At 71.0% G+C, this 18227-nt stretch carries 20 protein-coding genes; 18 read left to right on the top strand and 2 right to left on the bottom strand.

Features of this window, described 5'->3' with window-relative positions; translation table 11 throughout:
* The first annotated feature begins 263 nt into the window (after positions 1-263).
* The gene (locus FM051_RS39485; RefSeq protein ID WP_158852242.1) at positions 264-1103 is read left to right on the top strand and encodes an immunity 49 family protein; all 840 of its coding nucleotides are present in this window, start codon (positions 264-266) and stop codon (positions 1101-1103) included.
* Positions 1104-1229: 126 nt separating this feature from the next.
* Here FM051_RS39485 and FM051_RS39480 read toward each other — a convergent pair whose 3' ends face one another.
* Positions 1230-1412 carry a DUF397 domain-containing protein gene (locus tag FM051_RS39480; protein ID WP_158852241.1) on the bottom strand — a complete coding sequence of 61 codons (183 nt, stop codon included), beginning with the start codon at positions 1410-1412 and terminating at the stop codon, positions 1230-1232.
* Between the two features lie 3 nt (positions 1413-1415).
* Entirely contained in the window at positions 1416-1763 is a 348-nt protein-coding gene (locus FM051_RS39475; RefSeq protein ID WP_158852240.1) for a Scr1 family TA system antitoxin-like transcriptional regulator, read from the bottom strand.
* On the opposite strand from FM051_RS39475, the gene FM051_RS39470 reads away from it, so the two are divergent.
* From FM051_RS39470 to FM051_RS39390, 17 genes are all read left to right on the top strand, one after another.
* On the top strand, positions 1758-2018 hold the full coding sequence (locus tag FM051_RS39470; protein WP_158852239.1) for a hypothetical protein: 261 nt from the start codon (positions 1758-1760) through the stop codon (positions 2016-2018). The genes FM051_RS39475 and FM051_RS39470 overlap by 6 nt on opposite strands.
* Positions 2019-2187: 169 nt before the next feature.
* Positions 2188-2820 (top strand): Pvc16 family protein, encoded by a 633-nt coding sequence (locus FM051_RS39465; RefSeq protein WP_158852238.1) that lies wholly within the window; start codon positions 2188-2190, stop codon positions 2818-2820.
* Positions 2817-4817 (top strand): ATP-binding protein, encoded by a 2001-nt coding sequence (locus FM051_RS39460; RefSeq protein WP_158852237.1) that lies wholly within the window; start codon positions 2817-2819, stop codon positions 4815-4817. Before FM051_RS39465 ends, FM051_RS39460 begins: the two co-directional genes overlap by 4 nt.
* Before the next feature lie 112 nt (positions 4818-4929).
* Complete coding sequence (locus tag FM051_RS39455) at positions 4930-5622, top strand: eCIS core domain-containing protein (RefSeq protein ID WP_158852236.1); 693 nt, start codon at positions 4930-4932, stop codon at positions 5620-5622.
* Between the two features lie 233 nt (positions 5623-5855).
* Positions 5856-7382, top strand: coding sequence for a phage tail sheath family protein (locus FM051_RS39450; protein ID WP_158852235.1), 1527 nt, complete (start codon positions 5856-5858; stop codon positions 7380-7382).
* 48 nt (positions 7383-7430) lie between these two features.
* Positions 7431-7874 carry a phage tail protein gene (locus FM051_RS39445; protein ID WP_158852234.1) on the top strand — a complete coding sequence of 148 codons (444 nt, stop codon included), beginning with the start codon at positions 7431-7433 and terminating at the stop codon, positions 7872-7874.
* Between the two features lie 4 nt (positions 7875-7878).
* Positions 7879-8340, top strand: a complete 462-nt coding sequence (locus FM051_RS39440; protein ID WP_158852233.1) for a hypothetical protein — start codon at positions 7879-7881, stop codon at positions 8338-8340.
* Complete coding sequence (locus FM051_RS50915) at positions 8337-8495, top strand: DUF6760 family protein (protein WP_106618461.1); 159 nt, start codon at positions 8337-8339, stop codon at positions 8493-8495. Before FM051_RS39440 ends, FM051_RS50915 begins: the two co-directional genes overlap by 4 nt.
* Before the next feature lie 1977 nt (positions 8496-10472).
* Positions 10473-10883 (top strand): hypothetical protein, encoded by a 411-nt coding sequence (locus FM051_RS39430; RefSeq protein WP_158852232.1) that lies wholly within the window; start codon positions 10473-10475, stop codon positions 10881-10883.
* A gap of 5 nt (positions 10884-10888) precedes the next feature.
* Positions 10889-11320: a phage tail protein gene (locus FM051_RS39425; RefSeq protein WP_158852231.1), complete on the top strand. Its 432-nt coding sequence runs from the start codon at positions 10889-10891 to the stop codon at positions 11318-11320.
* A gap of 7 nt (positions 11321-11327) precedes the next feature.
* A complete protein-coding gene (locus FM051_RS39420) occupies positions 11328-12089 on the top strand; it encodes a CIS tube protein (RefSeq protein ID WP_158852230.1) in 762 nt (253 codons plus the stop codon).
* Positions 12079-13893 (top strand): VgrG-related protein, encoded by a 1815-nt coding sequence (locus FM051_RS39415; RefSeq protein WP_158852229.1) that lies wholly within the window; start codon positions 12079-12081, stop codon positions 13891-13893. Before FM051_RS39420 ends, FM051_RS39415 begins: the two co-directional genes overlap by 11 nt.
* A gap of 12 nt (positions 13894-13905) precedes the next feature.
* Positions 13906-14187 (top strand): PAAR domain-containing protein, encoded by a 282-nt coding sequence (locus FM051_RS39410; protein WP_073890403.1) that lies wholly within the window; start codon positions 13906-13908, stop codon positions 14185-14187.
* 1 nt (position 14188) lies between these two features.
* A complete protein-coding gene (locus tag FM051_RS39405; protein ID WP_158852228.1) occupies positions 14189-14602 on the top strand; it encodes a GPW/gp25 family protein in 414 nt (137 codons plus the stop codon).
* A complete protein-coding gene (locus tag FM051_RS39400) occupies positions 14599-16542 on the top strand; it encodes a putative baseplate assembly protein (protein WP_158852227.1) in 1944 nt (647 codons plus the stop codon). Before FM051_RS39405 ends, FM051_RS39400 begins: the two co-directional genes overlap by 4 nt.
* Entirely contained in the window at positions 16539-17054 is a 516-nt protein-coding gene (locus FM051_RS39395; protein ID WP_158852226.1) for a phage tail protein, read from the top strand. The genes FM051_RS39400 and FM051_RS39395 overlap by 4 nt, the downstream gene beginning before the upstream one ends.
* Positions 17051-18226 carry a zinc ribbon domain-containing protein gene (locus FM051_RS39390; protein ID WP_158852225.1) on the top strand — a complete coding sequence of 392 codons (1176 nt, stop codon included), beginning with the start codon at positions 17051-17053 and terminating at the stop codon, positions 18224-18226. Before FM051_RS39395 ends, FM051_RS39390 begins: the two co-directional genes overlap by 4 nt.
* The last annotated feature ends 1 nt before the right edge of the window (position 18227 follow it).

Raw genomic sequence — 18227 nt, 5'->3', positions numbered from 1 at the left:
CGAACAGCCATCCTCACCCAAAGCGTGTCACTAGGCGAATTCGCATTTTTCGCTAGCGGTCACTGCGCTGACCTGCGACTTCATCCGTCGCGTCGACCAGAACAGGCCCGCAACTGTGGAACGCGGGACGAACGAGTGGATTATGTCGAGGTCAGGGCACGAGTCGATCGGGAAACCGGTGAGACGAACGCGACATACTCCGGCTACGACCACAAGCCCGTCAACATGTACCCGAACCCCACTGGACGGACATCGTGACAACCGTGGCACGCCACGACGTCGACCCTGAGCTTGCCGAACAGATGATCGCGGAGTTCTCGGCAAGCCTGCCGAAGTTCATCGACCTGGTGGAGCGGACGCCGCTCGCGTTGACCACCGTGCTGGACCGGTCGCTGACACTGGCGGCGCTGCGCACAGTGCCGGACCCCACCGCGAAGGACGTGCTCACGTGGGACGACCTGGTCACCGCGATGCAGGCCGCGTCGGCGCTGTTCGCGGTGATCGACACGTCTGCCGAGTCGATCGAGTACACCGTCGGCCGCAGGCTGCGCATCCCGACGACTCCGCCGGGGCAGCACAACCGCGCCGGGCGCTGGCTCACCGCGACGTGGCTGGCGGTCGTCTGCCGCGAGCGGCAGCGGTTGACGGCGCTGGCCTCGGTTCCGGAGGAGGTGCTGCGCGCGGCGGATGTCGGCTATGACGCCTACATGCTCTCCTGGGTCGATACGTTGCAGACCTTTTTCCGCAACGGCCCGGACCTCGATGCGAAGTTCGCCGCGACCGTGGAGTCGGTGAACCGCGCCGCGAACACTCCCCAGGAGTTGGTCACGCGGTTGATCTACCCGCCGATGGAGCTGCTGTACCACGTGCTCGACCGCGACGCGGACCGGTTCAACGAGTCGTTGGAACGCGCGCTCGAACTGCACCGGCAGCACTGGTCCACCGGCGGCAGGGAGACGAATCCCGACGGCTTCATCGCGCTGGCCCCGCTGGCGATGGCTGTACTGGCCCAGGAGGTCGGCATAGAGGTCCTGGTGGAATCCGAATACCTGCCCAAGTACCTGCTGTCCGGCGCCTGGGTCGGGGAGACGCCGACCTCCTGAGGGCGTCGGTCGGTTCGATGGTGGCGTCGAGCCCGCCGCACCACTGCGGGGCCGACGACGTGGGGCGGCCTGGATCGCACAGCACCCCGACCGCATCCGTCAACCAGGGCACTGTGCTGTGCGGCGTCAGGTGTCGAAGCGTCCGGCCTTGATCGCGGTCAACATCGAGGTCAGGTCGATGTGCAGGACCGGTCCGGTCGGGTTCTTGCTGTCGCGGACCGCGCCGTTGCCGATCGGCGCGACTTCGACGCAGTTGGACTGCGACTCCGACCGGGACGACTTCCGCCACGTCGGCGCTGGTAGCTGCATGGTTCACACGTCCATTTCGTCTCGCAGGGCGATGATCCGGCGCAGCGACATTGTCGCACTCAGCGCGACTTCACCGAGCCGTGCCGCCCGACGCAGGTAGGGCGTGGTGAACGGCTCGTCGTCCAGGAACGCGCCGGACCGCGCCATCTCGATGTGCACCACGATCGCGGGCGCCACGTCGAGGATCATGAACGCGCTGACGCGTCCGAGTCGCGGCATCGCCCGGATCGGAACGACGCGGATGGTGACGTTCGGTCGCTCGGCGGCCTTGGCCAGTGCGGTCAGCTGGTCGCGGTGGATCTCGTCGTTGCCGATCAACGCGGGTTCGCCGATCAGGGCGGTGTAGTGCACGTCGTCCCGGCCCAGGCGCTGATGCCGGCGTTGCGACGAGGGGAGTTGGCGGCGGAAGCCGGGGCGCACGAGGAGGCCGAACAGGTGCGCGTGGCGGCACATGCGGCGATCGAAGCGGCCGATGCCGCGAACGCGGCGGTGGAGGCCGCGGTCGAGGCGATGCTGACCGCCGAGGAGGCCACCACGGCGGTCACCGTGGCAGTCGCCGCCTGCGGCCGGGTGCCGACGCCTGAACGTGGAGTTCGGACTGCCTGAGCGTTGAACTCACGCGACCGAGTGCTGAACTCCCGGGTCTTGAACGTTCGACTTTCGGGACGTGAGTGTCCGACTCACGGTGGCGTTGCCCTTGTGGGCAACCGGGGCTGCCCCAAGGTTCGCCGGGTAGCCGCTGGTCGCGGATAAGCAGCCGGGTCATCGTGGGAGCGTGATCCACGAGGTTGACGAGGCGCTGAGGCGGTTGGTCCGGGACGACGCGTTGCGCGGCACGGACGTCGAGGTCGCGTTCGAGGCGCCCACGAAGGAGTGGGCCGCGCGGCGGAACGCGCCCACCGTCAACGTCTACCTCTACGACATCCGCGAGGACGTCCGCCGCCGGCAGCGGGGCCTGCTCAACGAGTACGAGAACGGCCAGGTCACCGCCCGCCGCCTGCCACCGCGCCACATCAAGCTGTCCTACCTGATGACGGCCTGGACCCAGCGCTCCGAGGACGAGCACCGGCTGCTGTCCGAGCTGCTGATCGGCTTCCTGCGGCACGAGTCCGTGCCGGTCGGGCTGCTGACCGGGTCGCTGGTGGAGCTCGGACTCCCGGTGCCGATGACGGTCGCCCTGCCCCCGCCGGAGGACCGCGCGTTCGCGGACGTCTGGACGGCGCTCGGCGGCGAGCTGAAACCGTCGCTGGACGTGGTGGTGTCCGCGCCGATCGACTCCGGCCGGGTGTTCGCGGCCGGGCCTCCGGTGGAGGAGGGCATGCGGCTGGCCATGGGCGACGACTCGGTCGGCCACCGCGTGACCGACGACTCGGTCGGCCGCGTGGCGATGAGCCGCAGGCACCCGTGAACACCGGCGGCCCGCCCCACGTGTTCGCCCGGCTCGCCGCGCTGGAGCGGCGGATCAGGGCGGCGGTGGCGGCACGGCGCAGCGCCGACCCCAACCCGGACGACCCGTTCCGCGGCCTCTACCTGTCCGACGAGGCGATCGACGCCCTGCTGGTCTCCCGGCGCGAGCCGTTCGTGCCGTTCCAGGCCTCGGCGGCGTCCGGCCGGCTGGGTCGGCTGGCGGAGACCGCCGGACTGTCCGGACTGGACGTCGAGCTGCTGCTGGTTGCCCTCGCGCCGGACGTGGACAGCCGGTTCGAGCAGTTCTACGGCTACCTGAACGACGACGTGACGCGCCGCCGTGCGACCGCGGGCCTGGCGCTGCGGCTGTGCGGGCTGCCGGAGGCGTCGGCGGCGGGCCGTGCGCGGCTCGACCCGTCGTCACCGCTGCGGTCCGCCGGGCTGCTCGTGGTGGACGACCGGGAGCGGCCGTTCCTGTCGCGTTCGCTGCGCGTGCCGGACCGGGTGGTCAACCACCTGCTGGGCGACGACCTGCCGGACGCCGCGCTCGCGGGTGTCGCGCGGGTCGTGGACGAGGTCACCGCGGCCGACGTCGGCAAGCTGGTGCGCGCGTTCCGGGCCCACGTGCGCCTGGCCTACCTGCGTGAACGTCCGGGTGGCGGTGCCCGGGAGGTGGCCGCCGCAGCGTTGACGCACGCCGGGTTCGCCGTGCTGGAGGTCGACGCGGCGCGCCTGCGCGCGGAACCGGACCAGCAGACGGCGACCGCCGCCGTGCTGCGCGAGGCCGTGTTGCGCCACGCCGGGGTGGTGCTCGGCCCCGTCGAGGAGGAGCCCCCGCTGGCCGCGCTGACCCATCCCGCGATCCCGCTGGTCGTGTTCGGCCCGAACGTGTGGGACCCGCGGTGGAGCGCCGACCCGCCGTTGCTGCACGACGCGTCACCGCTGCCCGCCGCCGACCGCGCCGACCTGTGGCGCACCCGGCTGGACGGCCGCCTCGCGCCCGGCGTCGACCCGGCCGCCGCCACCGCGCACTTCGTGCTGGGGCCGGGTCAGATCACCCGCGCCGCACGGGCCGCGTCGGTGTCCGCGCTGGTCGACGGTGGCGTGGTCACCACGGAACACCTTCGTGCGGGCGCGCGCAGCCAGAACGCGGCCGGCCTGCAACGCCTGGCCCGCCGCATCGAACCCGCCGTCGACTGGGACGACCTGGTGCTGCCCACCGGCGTGGTGGGCCTGCTGCACGAACTGGCCGCCCGCGCCCGACACCGCGACCAGGTCATCGACGAGTGGCGGATGCGGCCGGGCGGCGGCCGGGGACGCGGCGTCACCGGGCTGTTCGCGGGCGACTCCGGCACCGGCAAGACGATGTCCGCCGAGGTCATCGCCGCGTCGCTGGGCCTGGACCTGTACACGGTGAACCTGGCGACCGTGGTGGACAAGTACGTCGGCGAGACCGAGAAGAACCTGGAGCGGATCTTCACCGAGGCGGCGGGCGTGAACGGCGTGCTGCTGTTCGACGAGGCCGACGCGATCTTCGGCAAGCGGTCCGAGGTACGTGACGCGCACGACCGGTACGCCAACATCGAGAGCGCGTACCTGTTGCAGCGCATGGAGACCTTCGACGGCATCGCGGTGCTGGCCACGAACCTGCGCGCGAACCTGGACGAGGCGTTCACCCGCCGGCTGGACGTGGTGGTCGACTTCCCGATGCCCGACGAGCCGCTGCGCCGCCTGCTGTGGGACCGGTGCCTCGGCGTGACGGCGCCGCGCACCGAGGTGGACCTGGACTTCCTCGCGGCGGCGTTCGAGCTGGCCGGCGGGCACATCCGGTCGGCCGCGGTGACCGCCGCCTACCTGGCGGCCGAGTCCGGCGGCCCGGTGGGGATGGCGGAGGTGGTCGGCGCGGTGGCGCGCGAGTACCGGAAGCTGGGGCGGCTGGTGGGTGAGCGGGAGTTCGGGCGCTACCTCGGCCTGGCGGCGGAGGGAGCGGTGCGGTGACTGCCCTTTCGGGCAGCGAGCGCCGCCCTCGTGGTCCTGGTTCCGCGGTGGGCGGGGTTGGAGGATGGATGCGGACTCCTGTCGAGCCGTGGGGCACAGTTAGGGGGCAACCATGCGCGGGCACGAGCACGATCACGACGGTGACGGCGGGTTCCGGCCGAAAGGCGATCGCGCCGAGCGCGACGACCCCGACCTGATGGGACGCGCGGCAGCCGCCGGGCGGCCGGACGTCCTGGGCACCGCCGGGATGCTCGGCCTGCAACGGGCGGTCGGCAACGCGGGCGCGAGCACGCTGGTCGAGGAACAGGCCGAGCAGTCTCACGTGCACGACGTGGTGCGGTCCGGCGGCACGCCGTTGGACCCCGGTGTGCGCGAGGACATGGAAAGCCGCTTCGGGCAGGACTTCGGCGACGTGCGCGTGCACACCGACGGCGCGGCGCACGAATCGGCGAAGTCGGTCAACGCGCAGGCCTACACCGTCGGCTCGAACATCGTGTTCCAGCGCGACAAGTACGACCCGACGTCCGACTCCGGCAAGCACATGCTGGCGCACGAGCTGACGCACGTCGTGCAGCAGCGCAACGGTCCCGTGGACGGCACCGACGCCGGTGGCGGCGTGAGGGTGAGCGACCCGTCGGACCGCTTCGAACGTGAGGCCGGCAGCAACGCCGACCGCATCATGTCCGCGCCCGCGCCCGCACCCGCCGTCCAGCGCGTCGAGGACGAAGTGCCCGAGGAGGAGACCGCGCAGACCTACGTCGCGCCGTCCGTGCAGCGCGAAGAGGACGACGAGGAAACGGCCTGACCGAACACCGGACCCCGCCGTGCCCCAAGCAGGGGCGCGGCGGGGTTTTCGCGTGTCCGGGCCAGGACGGCTGCACCTTTGGGCAGCTATCGGCGTACCCCGGCACAGCCTCGTGGTCGTTTCGCACGTCGTCGAACCGCAGCAGCATTCACGGCACAGCACAAGCATTCGCGGCACAGCACGACACAGCCGGTTCCGCACGACTCGTTCCGCACAACTTGGGGAGGCAACGGATGCCCACCTATCTCTCGCCGGGGGTGTACGTCGAGGAGGTGGAGGCTGGTGCGCGGCCCATCGAGGGCGTGGGCACCGCCGTCGCCGCCTTCGTCGGCTTCGCGGCCCGAGGCCCGTTCAACACGCCGACGCTGGTCTCCAACTGGGGGCAGTACACGCAGGTCTTCGGCGACTTCGTGCCGGACTGCTACCTCGCCCAGTCGGTGTACGGGTACTTCCTCAACGGCGGCACGAACTGCTACGTCGTCCGCATCGGCGGCGAACGGGCCAAGACCAACGGCCAGCTGCCCGCGGGCACCGGCGCGCAGGCCGCGCTGAGCGGCTACAAGGTCACCGCACGCGAGCTGGGCGCCGCCGAGATCACCGTGGAGATCGCCGACGCCACCGGCGAGAACCCGCCGGACGACCGGTTCACGTTGCTGGTCAAGCAGAACGGCAAGGTCGTCGAGACGCACAACGTGACCACCAAGCGCACCAAGGACAACGTCGTCACCGTCGTGCAGGAGAAGTCGAACCTGATCACGATCGAGGAGACGGCGAACGGCGGCGTGGCCAAGGTGGAGAAGGGCAGCGTCACGCTGAAGGACGCGGTCGACCCGTCGCCCGTGCCGCGCAAGATCGCGGCCGACGACTACGTCGGCGACGTCTCCGACCGCACCGGCTTCGGCGGCCTGGAGGCCGTCGAGGAGATCACCATGGTCTCGGTGCCCGACCTGATGAGCAGCTACCAGCGCGGCGCGATCTCGCTGGAGTCGGTGAAGGCCGTGCAGCTGGCGATGATCGCCCACTGCGAGCTGATGGGCAACCGGATCGCCGTGCTCGACCCGCCGCCCGACCTGAACCCGCAGCAGGTCAAGGACTGGCGGATGAACGGCGCGGGCTACGACTCGAAGTACGCCGCGCTCTACTACCCGTGGATCAAGATCTTCGACCCGGCCAGTGACGACCACACGTTCATCCCGCCCAGCGGCCACATGGCCGGCGTGTGGGCCCGCACCGACGCCACGCGCGGCGTGCACAAGGCTCCCGCGAACGAGGTCGTGCGCGGCGCGGTGGCGCTGGAGACGCAGCTGACCAAGGCCGAGCAGGAGCTGCTGAACCCGATCGGCGTCAACTGCGTGCGGTCGTTCCCCGGTCGTGGCATCCGGGTGTGGGGCGCGCGCACGCTGTCGTCCGACCCGGCGTGGCGGTACCTGAACGTGCGGCGGCTGTTCAACTACCTGGAGGAGTCGATCCTCAACGGCACCCAGTGGGTCGTGTTCGAGCCGAACGACGACGCGCTGTGGGCCAGGATCCGGCGCACCATCAGCGCTTTCCTGGTCACGGAGTGGCGCAAGGGCGCGCTGTTCGGGCTCACGCCCGACGAGGCGTTCTACGTCAAGTGCGACCGCGAGACCAACGCCGCCGAGACCATCGACCTCGGCCAGGTGATCTGCGAGGTCGGCATCGCGCCGGTCAAGCCCGCCGAGTTCGTGGTGTTCCGGCTGTCGCAGTTCTCCGGCGGCACCAGCCTCGTCAACGAGTAGTCGTCACGTCGTCATCTCGTCATCGGGTCCTAGTTAAGGCGGTTCGTCATGGCTCTTCCCGACCTCGACACCTCGGTCGGCCACTCGTTCGGCCTCGAAGTCGACGGCGTCGCGATCAAGCAGATCTCCGAGGTCTCCGGGCTGAAGATGGAGCAGGACGTCATCGAGCTCAAGCAGAACACCCCGGACGGCAAGTACGTCATCAAGAAGCTGCCCGGCAGGCCGAAGGCGGGCGAGGTCACCCTCACCCGGGGTCTCACCGGCGACAACAGCTTCGAGCAGTGGGTCAAGGACGCGCACTTCGGCAGGATGGCCAACGCCCGCAAGGGCGGGGCGATCATCGTCTACGACTACGAGGGCCAGCCGATCAAGCGGTACAAGCTGACCAACGCGTGGCCGAAGTCGTTGGAGATCGGGTCGTTGAAGGCCGGCGACACCAGCGTGCTCACCGAAAAGCTCGTCGTCACCTACGAGATGATGGAAGTCGAGTGACGCCATGCGCAGGGTGATGACGGCGGTCGCCCCCGATGCCCCGGTCGCATCCGCCCCTGTTCCTCCGGGTTCGCCGGGTTCGGACTCGGGCGGGCAGATGCGCACGGAGTTCGCCTTCGAGCTGCCGCGCGGGTACGTCGACGACAGCGGTGTGCTGCACCGCTCCGGCGTGATGCGCCTGGCGACCGCGCGGGACGAACTGGTGCCGTTGCGCGACGACCGGGTGCGGGAGAACGCGGCGTACCTGACGGTCGTGCTGCTGGCTCGGGTGATCGTCCGGATCGGGTCGGTGACCGACGTGCACGTCGGTGTCGTGGAGAACCTGTTCGCGTCGGACCTGGCGTTCCTGCAGGACATGTACCGGCGGATCAACAGCGAGGGGCACACCCGTGCGGCGGTGGCCTGTCCCGAGTGCGGGCACGGGTTCAGCGTGGACGTCGCGGGTGGGCGCCTGGGGGAATCGTGACGTACGCGGCCGACCGGCTGCACGAGGAGGTCGCGTACGTGGCGTACCACTTCCACTGGTCGTGGGACTCGATCCTCGACCTGGAGCACCCGGACCGGCTGCGGTACGTGGCCGAGATCGCCCGGATCAACACGAGGATCAGCCAGGGACGGTGAGGGGCGATGTGGCCGTGGCGACGTGAGACGGCTCGGCCGGTGTCGCCGGAAGCGCCGGTGTCGCCGGCACTGCCCGTGCGGCGCGGCGAGTGGCGTGGGCTGCCGCCGATCCAGCGGGTGGTGGCGGCGCACCCGTTGGTGAACCCGGTGGAGCGGTTCTCGGGGTCTTTGGCGTCGTGGCGGTCGCCGGCCTACCTCGCGCCGTTGGCGCACAGGGTTGGAGTGGACGAGCCGTCGGGCGTGATCGACGGTGTCGTGCAGCGCGTGGTCGAGTCGCGTGTGGTCGAGCCGCGTGTGGTCGAGATGCCCGTCGCCCAGCCGCCCGCGCCCAAGCCCCGGAACTTGTGGTCGCGCCTGTGGGGTTCGGCTCCGGCGGCCCCGGCCCAGAGCGGGACTCAGAGCCCTGTCGTTCAACGCCAAGTGACACAAGGTGAAGTGACGCAACCTGAAGCGGCGCAACCGGTGCAGCGGTTGGAGGCGGACAGCGACCCCGAAACCCAGATCGAAGCCGCTGCCGAAGCCGCTGCAGAAGCCGGCGGCGAATTCGGAGGTGGAGTCGGCGGCGAAGTCGGCGGGAACGCGGGTATTCATATCCCCAACCGCGAACCCGAAGCCGCACCAACCCTCGAAGCTTCCGGGCCAACTCATGAAGCCAGGCCAACCCTTGAAGCCAGGCCAGCCCTCGAAACCGGGCCAGTCCTCGAAACCCGGCCGGACCCTGAACCGGAGTCGAGACTTGAAGCCGGACCGAAGCCTGAAGTCGGACCGGTGATCGCGGTCGAACCCAAGCCAGTCGTGGAAGTCGGACCAAAACCGGGACGAGAGGTCGTGTCCAGGCTGGAGGTCGGGCAGAAGCCGGCGGTCCGGCCTGAGCCGAAGCCCGCACCGAGGCCGCAGATCGGGCCGAGCGATGCACCGGCGGTGAGCCGAAACGTTGAGGTTGCCGGCGGCGAAACGCCGGTGGCACACGGGTTGCCGGTCGTGCAGCGGGCAGTAGCTGAGACCAACCCGTCACCGAAACCGGAACCCGCCGCGCCGCCCGAGCCAGCGCACCACCCAGCGCCCGAACTGCCGCAGGTAGGACACACATCGCCGCCCGCAGAACACACATCACCGGCGGCAGAACACACAGCGCCGCACGCAGAACAGGCATCGCCGGCGACAGAACAGGTATTGCCGCAGGCATCGCCGGATCCTGCCCCCACGCCGCCAGAGCACTCGCGCCCGACGCTGGAGGTATCTCGCCTAGCGGACGAGCCATCGCATACAACATCCGAACCCCCCGATGTCGGGCCGGAGCGGTCGTTTGCGACACCCGAGCCCTCGCAGGGACTAGGGATATCGCATACGACAGCTGAGTCGTCGCCGGAAATTGGGCTATTGCATACGGCATCCGAGGCATCCCAGGCGTCCGAGATGGTGCCGGTTCTGCCTTACGCGGCAACGGAGATGGTGTCGCGCGGCAGGTCTGGGGCGAGTGGGTCCGTTGGGGTGCAGCGGGTTGAGGTGTCGGAGGTGGTGAGGTCCGCTGAGTTGCCGGTGCGGCGGACTGCTGAACCTGCGGGTTTGCCTGGTCAGACTCCTGGTCGGTGGAGTGAGAGCGGTCCGGTCGGTGAGGTTGCGGTCGGTGGGGCGACGGAGTCTGTTGCGCCGTTGATCGGGGCTGAGGTGCCGGTGGTCGGTGTGGAGACTTCTCGGTCGCTTGATGTGCCCAGTGCCAGTGCCAGTGCCAGTGCCAGTGCCAGTGCCACCGCCGGTGGGCTGGGCGCGCCGGTTGTCGGGCGTCAGGTCGGGGTTCAGCGGTTGGCCGCGTCCGAGATTGCCCGGCCGGTGAACGAGCCGAAGGTGGAGCTTCCTGCGTCCACGGTCGGGTTGGGGATGCCGATCGGTGTCCAGCGGTTTCGGGGTGAGCCGGCTCCTGCTGACGGCGTCGCAGGACCTGAAGTGACCGGGCCTCTTATCGGAGGTCGGCCTCGGTTGGCCGCGCCGGTGGTGCAGCGGGCCGTTGTCGGGACGACTGGCGCACGTGCGGGGCGGCCGGGGTTGGGGTTGGGGCGGCCCCTGGCCGAGTTCGAGTTCGTGCAGCGGGAGGTCGAGGTACCGCCTTCGCCGTCCGCGACGCCAACGCCTACCGAGCCGATCGAGGCGGTCCCGTCGATCCCGTCGATCGCGGCGTTCTCGGCGTTCTCGGCGGCCCCGGAGACAGGCGCGACGGCAGGGGCAGCAGGCCAGGCAGCCCAAGCAGGGACGGCCGGTCAGGTGGCGGCACCCGGGCGGGAGCCCGAAGAACTGCTCAAGAAGCTCTACGACCCCCTGGTTCGCCGGCTCAAGGCCGAGCTGTGGCTCGACCGTGAACGGCGCGGAGCGTTGACCGATCGGTGGAGGTGAGCGGAATGGCCGAGGTGGATGAGGCGGTGGCCGTGTGCTTCGTCGTGCGCATCGACGACGAGAGCCTCGGCTCCTTCAACAGCTGCGACGGGCTCGGCATCGAGTTCACCGTCGAACAGCGCGAGGAGGGCGGCAACAACGGGATGGTCTGGCAGTTGCCCACCCGTATCAAGTACTCCAACGTCAAGCTGTCCCGCCCGGTCACCAAGGACAGCGCCAAGATCATCAAGTGGATCGCGGGCATGGCGGCCGGCGTCACCCGCAAGACCGCGATCATCGAGGCGCGAACGCTTGCGGGCACGGTGATCGCCAGTTGGGCGCTCTCCGGCGTGGTCCCGGTGCGGTGGAGCGGACCCCAGCTGTCCGCCGACTCCCCGAAGGTCGCCACCGAAACCCTCGAACTCGCCCACCACGGCTTCCTCAGCACGGCGAAGTGACCCCGACATGGCCTCCCCGATCACCTTCACCTCGGCCGGCACGAGTGCCAAGGCCAACAGCTACGCCGCGCCGACGAACCTCCAGAAAGCCCTGCTCAGCGTGCACCGCCCACCGAAGGCGGGCGGCGCGGCCAAGCCGGGCGACCTCATGCACGAGATCACCTTCCAGTTCAACCCGAAGGAGCTCTCGCTCAGCAAGAACGCCAAGTGGGAACGCAGCCGCCAACCGAACGTGGCGAAAAGCGGCACCCCCGAGTTCAAGGGCTCCGACCCGGTCAAACTCGCCCTGGAGGTCTTCCTCGACGCCACCGACCACATGGACGACAGCGTGGTGAAGAAGGTCGAGCAGCTGTTCGCCTGCTGCGTGCCGACGGAGGACAGCCGTCAGCACGGCAAGGGCTCGCCGCCGTGGGTGATCTTCAAGTGGGGCGGCATGACGGGCTTCCCGGCGTTCGTCGGAAGCGTCAGCGCCAAGTACACCCTGTTCACGCCCGCCGGCGTCCCGGTCCGGGCGACCTGCACGGTCAACCTGGAGGAGATCGCGGGCGAGCAGGGCGGCCAGAACCCCACCTCCGGCGCCCTCGCGGCACGCGACTCGCACGTCCTCGTCGCCGGCGACACCCTGCAGTCCCTCGCCTACAAGGCCTACGGCAACGCCGAGCTGTGGCGGGAGATCGCGGAGGCCAACGACATCGACGACCCGATGCGGCTGCGGCCCGGCTCGCGGCTGCTGGTGCCCGCGTTGGAGGAGATCCGCGATGCCCAATGAGACCTTCGCGAACTCCCTCGTGGTCGAGGTGGAGGGCGGCCCGCTGCCCGCCGACGTCAAGTCCCTGCTCACGCACGCGTTCGTGGACGACAGCCGCAACCTGCCGGACGTGTTCGTGCTCCGCTTCCGCGACCCCGGCCACGTCGTGCTCGGCAAGGCCGGGTTCAAGATCGGCGCGAAGATCGCCCTCAAAGTGCAGACGTCCGACCCGGGCGCCCCGCAGCCGTTGATGAGCGGCGAGGTCACCGCGGTCGGCGTGGACCTGGACGCGGGCGGCACGTTCACCGAGGTCCGCGGCTACGACCTGGCGCACCGGCTGTTCCGCGGCAAGAGGGTCGCCTCCTACCCGAACATGACCGTCGCCGACGTCGTGCGCAAGGTCGCGCAGCGGGCGAAGATCCCGGTCGGTCGGATCGACGACGTCAAGGGCTTCGGCCGCCCGCACACCCAGCTCAGCCAGGACGGCGTCAGCGACTGGGAGTTCCTGTCCCGGATCGCCGCGCTGGTCGGCGCGCAGATCGCGGTGGTGGAGGGCAAGCTGGAGTTCCAGCTGCCCGAGGAACCCAAGTCCGCGCCCGCCACGAACGCCAAGGCCAAGGCGAACCCGCTGGTGCTGGAGATGCACCGCAACCTGCTGTCGCTGCGTGCCGCGATCACCGCCGCCGAACAGGTGCCCGAGGTCCAGGTCCGGGGCTGGGACCACGAGAACAAACAGCAGGTCGTGGCCACCAAGCAGCCGAGCGCGCTGGGCACCGAGGTCTCCGGCGTCGACCCGGTCGCGTTGGGCGGGAAGTTCGGCAGCCCGCCGTTCCTGGCCGGCGGCCCGCACCGCACCCAGGCCGAGGCGGACGCGGTGGCCGCCGCGCTCGGCACCCAGCTGGGCGGCGCGTGCGCGGAACTGGCCGGTGTGGCGCGCGGCAACCCCAAGCTGCGCGCGGGCACGGCGGTGGCGCTGACCAACATCGGCGAGCCGTTCGCGGGCAGGTACACGCTCACCAGCACCCGGCACCTGTTCGCCGAACAGGTCGGCTACACCACCGAGTTCACCGTGTCCGGCCGCCAGGAACGCTCCCTCTACGGCCTGGCCAACGGCGGTCCGACCGGTCAAGGCGGACGGGGCCTGGTCCCGGCGGTGGTCAGCGACGTCCGCGACCCGGCGAAAGCGGGCCGGGTCAAGGTCACCTACCCGTGGCTGTCACCGGACTTCGCCAGCGGCTGGGCGCGCACCGTGCACAGCAGCGCGGGCAACGGCTACGGCGAACTCGTGCTGCCCGAGGTCGGCGACGAGGTGCTGGTCGGCTTCGAGCACGACGACTTCGACGCCCCGTACGTCCTCGGCGGCCTCTACAACGGCAAGGACAAGCCGCCCACGCTCACCAAGGACCCGGTGGACGGCAACAGCGGCGAGATCGCGACCCGCGGGTTCGTCTCCCGCAAGCACCACAAGGTCGAGTTCGTCGAGGACGAGGGCATCGTCATCTCCAGCGGCGACGGCAAGTTCGTGGTCAAGCTCGACCAGAAGAACCAGGTCGTCGAGGTGACCAGCGGCAAGGCCGTGACGGTCAAGGCGCAGAACGGCGTGACCATCGACTCCGGCACCGGCCCGCTGGAGCTGAAGGGCCAGAAGATCACCGCCAAGGCCCAGACCGACGTGACCATCGAGGCGGGCGCGCAGCTCAAGGCGTCCGGCACGGCCGGGGTCAAGGTCGAGGGCGCCACGGTGGCCGTGACCGGGCAGGGCCAGGCCGAACTGACCGCGAGCGGCCCGGTGACCGTGCGCGGCGCGGTCGTCCGGATCAACTGAGGGGACGGGGACATGCCACCAGCGGCGAGGGTCGGCGACCCGACCGGACATCCCGGCGTGCTGGCGCCGCCGGGCGTGCCGACCGTGCTCATCGGCGGCATGCCCGCCGCCACCGTCGGCAACCTGCACACGTGCACGTTCCCAGGCCTGCCACCGCACCCGCCGACACCCGTGCTGCCGCCCGGCTGCCCGACCGTGCTGATCGGCGGTAGGCCGGCGGCCCGGATGGGCGACCTGGCGGGCTGCGGCGCGCCGATCGTCGTCGGCTGCCCGACCGTTCTGATCGGAGGGTGACGTGGACTTCATCGGCCGCGGCCTGGCGTTCCCAGTGCACACCGACGCCACCGGTTCCGTCGCGCTCGTCGGCGGCGAACGCGAGATCGTGGAGAGCATCAGGCTGATCCTGGCCACCGCGCCCGGCGAACGCCCGATGCGCCCAGAGTTCGGGTGCGCCATCCACGACCTGGTGTTCGCGCCCGCCGACGCGGCCACCGCCGGCCGCATCGCCTACGAGGTGCGGCTGTCCCTGGAGCGCTGGGAACCGCGCATCACGCTCGACGACGTGTCCGTCGGCTTCGACGAGGTCGACCGCGGCACCCTGCTCATCGACATCCGGTACTCGCTGCGCGGCACGAACGACCCGCGCAACCTGGTGTTCCCCTTCTACGTCATCCCGCCGCACGAGGCCGACGAGGAGGGCGCCCGATGACGTCCCTGCCCACACCCAACCTGGACGACCGGCGCTTCCAGGACCTCGTGGACGAGGCCAAGCGCCGCGTGCAGCAGCACTGTCCGGAGTGGACGGACCACAACGTGTCCGACCCCGGCGTGACGCTGATCGAGGCGTTCGCGCACATGGTCGACGAGCTGCTGTACCGGCTGAACCGGGTGCCCGACCTGCACTACCTGCGGTTCCTCGACCTGATCGGGGTGAAGCTGTTCCCGCCGACGGCGGCGCGCGGCGACGTCACGTTCTGGCTGGCCGCGCCGCGCGACGTGCCGGTGGTGGTGCCGTCGGGCGCGCAGGTGGCCACCGAGCGCAGCGAGGTCGAGGACCCGGTGGTGTTCACCGTGGACCGGGAGCTGAGCATCGTGCCGTGCTCGTTGACGCACCTGGTCACGGCGGTGGCGGACGTCGGCATCCCGCCCGCCGACCGCACCGACGAACTGCGTGACGGCAAGGAACCGGAGGTCTTCGCCGAACCGCCCGCGCCCGGCGACGCCGTCCTCTTCGGACTGTCCGACGCCGTGCCCGGCTGCGCGGTGCTGCTGCGGATCGAGGCGCACGCGCAAGGCCGGGGCGTCGACCCGCGCGACCCGCCGTGGGCGTGGGACGCGTGGAACGGCACCGGCTGGAGCCCGTGCGAGGTGGACCGCGACACCACCGGCGGCTTCAACCAGCCCGGTGACATCGTGCTGCACGTCCCGCGCACGCACGCCGTGTCCGTCATCGCCCGGCAGCGCGCCGGGTGGCTGCGGTGCCGCGCCGTCGCGCCCGCGCCGGACCGGCCGTTCTACCAGGAGCCGCCTCGGCTGGTGTCCGTCACCGCGGCCACCATCGGCGGCACGACCAGCGCCACCCACGCGGACGTCGTGCGCGGCGAGACGATCGGCGTGTCCGAGGGCGTGCCGGGACAGCGGTTCCCGCTCGCCCGCACGCCGGTCGTGGTGGACGACGGCGCGCTGGTCGTGGAAGTCGCCACCCCGGACGGCTGGGAGCAGTGGCAGGAGGTGCGGTCGTTCGCCGAGTCCGGGCCGGGCGACCGGCACGTGGTGCTGGACCGGGTCGGCGGCGAGGTGATCTTCGGCCCGGCGGTGCGGCAACCCGGCGGCGGCGTGCGCCTGTACGGGGCGATCCCGGCGAAGTCCGCCGCGATCCGGGTGCCCGAGTACCGGACCGGCGGCGGGTTGCGCGGCAACGTCGCCCGCGGCCTGCTCCAGGTGCAACGCGACCCGGTGCCGTTCGTGAGCACGGTGACCAACCGGCAGCCCGCGTCCGGCGGGGTGGCGGGGGAGTCGGTGCGCGACGCGGCGCTGCGCGGGCCGTTGCTGCTGCGGACGCGCGACCGTGCCGTGACGGCCGAGGACTACGAGGTGCTGACGCGGGAGGCCGCGCCGGAGATCGCCAGGGTGCGGTGCGTGCCGGCCGGGCCGGGGTCGGCGGCGGTGCGGGTGCTGGTCGTGCCGTCCGTGGGCGCGCACGAGGAGTCGGACTTCGCCGCGTTGCAGCCCGGCGCGGACGTGCGCGGGCGGATCGAGCGGTTCCTGGAGGAACGCCGGTGCGTCGGCGCGCGGGTGTCCGTGGAACCGCCCTACTACCAGGGGGTCACGGTGGTGGCGCAGCTCAAGGCGAAGGCCGGCACACCCGAGGACGTGTTGCGGACGCGGTCCGTGCAGGCGTTGTACGACTACTTCAACCCGGTCAGCGGCGGGCCGGACGGCGACGGCTGGCCGTTCGGGCGGCCCGTGCAGTCCGGTGAGGTGTTCGCCGTGCTGCAACGGCTCGCCGGGGTCGAGCTGGTCGAGGAGATCAAGCTGTTCGGGGCGAACCCGGTGACGGGCGAGCGCGGCAACGCGGTGGCACGGCTGGACCTGCCGCCCAACGCGCTCGCGTTCTCCTACGGACACCAGGTGCGGGTGGCGCGATGACGACCCCGCACCCGCTGGCCGACCGGCTGCCGGCCGTGTACCTGGAGGACCTCTTCACCCAGCGGTTCCTGACCGCGCTGGACGAGGTGCTGGCGCCGGTGTTCACCACGCTGGACGGGTTCGCGGGCTACCTCGACCCGCGGATCGCGCCGGAGGACTTCCTGGAGTGGCTGGCGCACTGGGTGGCGCTCGACGTCGGCGAGGGCTGGTCCGTGCCGCAACGGCGGGCGCTGGTGGCGCGGGCGGTCGAACTGCACCGGTGGCGTGGGACGCGGCGCGGGTTGGCGGAACACGTCGCGCTGCTGACCGGCGGGCAGGTTGAGGTGCGGGACAGCGGCGGCTGCACGTCGACCGACCGTCCGGGCCTGGCGGTGGCCGAGAACCCGCCGAGCGTGCACGTCCGGGTGCGCGTGGCGCGGCCGGGTGAAGTGGACCGGACCCGGCTGGTCGCGGCGATCGCCGATGCGGTGCCCGCGCACGTCGCGGTGGAGCTGGAGGTGGTGGGGGCATGATCGTGTGCGCGCAGTGCGGTGAGAGCAACGCGCCCGGCTCGGAGTTCTGCGGCGCCTGCGGGACGTACCTGGAGTGGGAACGCGCGCAGGCGCGCCAACCCCTGCCCGGTCCGGGGGGACGAAGCCAAGCCGGCCCCGGTCAGACCGGACACGGCCAGGCCGGTCAAGCGCCACCGGACAACCAGCCGGTGTCCTGGCCTCTGCCGACCCGGGGTGGATCGCAGCCGGGTCCGCCGTACCAGCCCGGCCCGCCACCGAACGTCGGTTCTCGGCCGCACCAAGCCGGACCACCCGGACAAGGTGGGGCCGGTCATCCACCGGTCGGGCAGCCCGGCCCGCTACAGCCGGGCGCGATGCGGCCGACCGACCAACAACCCGCCGCCGGCGCGCACCGCCCCCGCCTCACCGAACGCCGCGCACCCCAACCCGGCGACCTGATCTGCGGCCAGTGCGGCGAGGCGAACCCGCCCACCCGCAAGTTCTGCGCCCGCTGCGGCTCGGCCCTGGTCGAGCCCGAGGTGGTCGCCGAGAAGTGGTGGCGACGCCTGCTGCCCAAGCGCAAGCCACCGGAGGCGGGCACGCGTCGCCACCGCCGCACCGGCGCCGCCCGTCGCGGCATCGGCAAGGCGCTCCGCTGGTCCTTCCTGATCGCCCTGCTCGCCGCGATCGGCGTGTACGGGCTCGTCCCGTCCTTCCGCAGCCTCGTCAACACCCAGGCCGTCTCCGTCGCCGAAGACGTGAAGGGCGTCTTCGTCACCGAGCTGACCCCGGTGCGCCCCACCGGCGTCTCCGCCAACGCCGAGTCGCCCGACCACCCGCCGCTGATGGCCGCCGACAACGCGAAGAACACCTTCTGGCTCGCCCCGGTCGAACCACAGCAGCCGGCGCTCCTGCTCGACTTCGGCCGCGAGGTCGACCTGCGCGAGGCCATCGTCCGGGTCGGCAACCCGGACGACCTCCAGGCCGCGCACCGGCCCAAGAAGCTCCACCTCGTCTACTCGACCGGCAAGACGTTCGACGTGGACATCGCCGACACACCCGACGAGCAGAAGGTCGGGATCGAGAACAGCGCGGGCGCGACGAACGTCGAGGTGCACGTGGTCGAGCTGCACAGATCGTTGCGGGGCAACGAGGTCGCGCTCGCCGAGATCGAATTCTTCGCGGTGAGGTGAA

This window comes from Saccharothrix deserti (genome assembly GCF_009769385.1).
GTDB lineage: Bacteria > Actinomycetota > Actinomycetes > Mycobacteriales > Pseudonocardiaceae > Actinosynnema > Actinosynnema deserti.
The sequence above is the reverse complement of the archived record's forward strand: the minus strand, read 5'-3'. Positions and strand labels throughout refer to the sequence as shown.